This is a genomic window from Streptomyces albipurpureus (assembly GCF_023701525.1).
Lineage (GTDB): Bacteria > Actinomycetota > Actinomycetes > Streptomycetales > Streptomycetaceae > Streptomyces > Streptomyces albipurpureus.
In genome coordinates, this window is the sequence record NZ_JAMQAW010000014.1 from 1 (window position 1) to 2321 (window position 2321).

Here is a 2321-nt window from a genome sequence, read left to right on the forward strand (position 1 = left end):
GAAACAGCATCATCAGGCCGGGAGTGGATGGTCACCGAACGCCGCCCAGCCTCGTCAACCGCCCCCACATGGACCTGCAACTGCACACCGCCGATGGCCGGGAGTGCGAGGGGCACTTCGAGGGTGAGGTCTTCCAGGTGCGGGGCATCGATGACCTGGCCGGCATGGAGGGCGAGTTCGATGAATGCGGTGCCGGGCAGAAGGGGGACGTCGTGGACGGCGTGGTCGACCAGCCAGGGATGGCTACGCAGCGACAGTCGGCCGGTGAACAGGTGCCCCTCGCCGCCCGCGAGAGCAACGGTGGCACCGAGCAAACCGTGATCAGCGGAATGCAGGCCGATGGCCTGAGGATCGGTAGCAACGGAAGTGTGCTCGATCCAGTAGTGCTGGTGTTGGAAGGGGTAGGTGGGCAGGTCGAGATGGGTGGGCCGGGTCGCGGGATAGAAACCCGGCCAGTTGACGGTGGTGTGGGTGTGGGCGGTGGCCAGGGAGGCCAGCACCCGCTGCCAGGTGTCGTCATCACGGCGCAAGGTCCCGGTGACCAGGATCTGTTCACCCATCGGATGGTCTTCGGTGGTCTCCTGCACCGCGCTGGTGAGGACGGGGTGGGGGCTGGCCTCGACGAACAGGGTGTGGCCGTCGTCCAGTAGGGAGCGGGTGGCGGTCTGGAAGTCGACGGTGGTAGCCAGGTTGTCATACCAGTACTGGGCGTTCATCACCGTGGTATCAACCATCGGCCCGCCGACACGACCGGAGACGGTGGAGTAGAACGCGACGGTGGCCGGTCGGGGCTCGATCGGCTCCAACAACTCCAGCAACTCATCGTGCAGGGCATGAACATGCGGGGAGTGAGAGGCGTAGTCGACCGGGATCCTCCGCGCCCGTATCCCCTCCCCCTCGCAATGAGCCAGCAACTCCTCCAACGCGTCGGCATCACCCGCGACCACGGTGACCGACGGCCCATTGACGGCAGCCACCACCACCCGGCCCACCCATCGAACAATGAGCTCCTCGGCGACCGCCGTGGCAAGGGAAAGGGAGACCATGCCTCCACGGCCAGCGATCCCGGTGATGGCCTGCGAACGCAACGCCACAATGCGAGCAGAATCCTCCAGTGAGAGCACGCCGGCGATATGGGCGGCGGCGATCTCGCCCTGGGAATGACCCACCACCGCATCCGGCATCACACCCAGGTGCTCCCACAACCGCGCCAGGGAGACCATCATCGCCCACAGGGCAGGCTGGACCACATCCACCCGATCCAAACCGGGGGCACCGGGCACCTGGGTGAGGACATCGATCAGATTCCAGTCGGTGAACGGCTCCAACGCCGCGGCACAAGCGGTGACATGTTCCGCGAACACCGGCGAGGAACGCATCAACTCCACGCCCATCCCCAGCCACTGCGACCCCTGCCCAGGAAAGACCAACACCGTCCTACCCGGCCCAGCCGCCGCCGTGCCGGTCACCACCCGGGCAGAGGGCTCACCAGCGGCCAACGCCGCCAACCCACCCCGGAAGTCTTCCGGCTCCCGGCCGATCACCACCGCCCGATGATCGAACACCGAACGACCCGCCACCAACGCATGACCCAGCTCAGTGGGTGACACATCAGGGAAACGGTCAAGGTGATCCAGCAGCCGCCGCGCCTGCTCCCCCAACGCGGCCTGCGACTTCGCCGACACCAACCACGGCACCGTCCCATCCGTCACCACCACAGGCCCCGGCACATCCCCGTCCGTGCCGTTCTCGACCTCCGGACCCTGCTCCACAATCACATGCGCATTGGTGCCACTGATACCGAACGAGGAGATCCCCGCACGGCGGGGACGCCCCGTGTCCGGCCAGGACCGCTGCTCGGTCAGCAGCTCAACCGCGCCCGCTGTCCAGTCCACGTGCGAGGACGGCTCATCCACATGCAGCGTCTTGGGCAGTTGGCCATGCTGGAGAGCCATCACCATCTTGATCACACTCGCGATACCGGCAGCCGTCATAGTGTGGCCGATGTTGGACTTCAACGAACCCAGCCACAACGGCCGATCCTCCGAACGCCCCTGCCCATAGGTCGCAAGGAGTGCCTGCGCCTCGATCGGATCACCTAGCGTGGTTCCGGTCCCATGCCCCTCCACCACGTCCACATCCGCGGTAGACAAGCCCGCGTTGGCCAGCGCCTGCCGGATCACCCGCTCCTGCGACGGACCGTTCGGCGCCGTCAACCCATTGGACGCACCATCCTGATTGATTGCCGAACCGCGTACCACCGCCAGCACCCGATGACCGTTGCGTTGCGCATCAGAGAGACGTTCCAACAGAACGACACC

1 protein-coding gene is annotated in these 2321 nt (G+C 66.1%); it reads right to left on the reverse strand.

Features of this window, described 5'->3' with window-relative positions; translation table 11 throughout:
* A partial coding sequence (locus NBG84_RS16920; protein WP_250920299.1) for a type I polyketide synthase occupies positions 1-2216 on the reverse strand: 2216 nt, incomplete at its 3' end.
* Positions 2217-2321 lie beyond the last annotated feature (105 nt).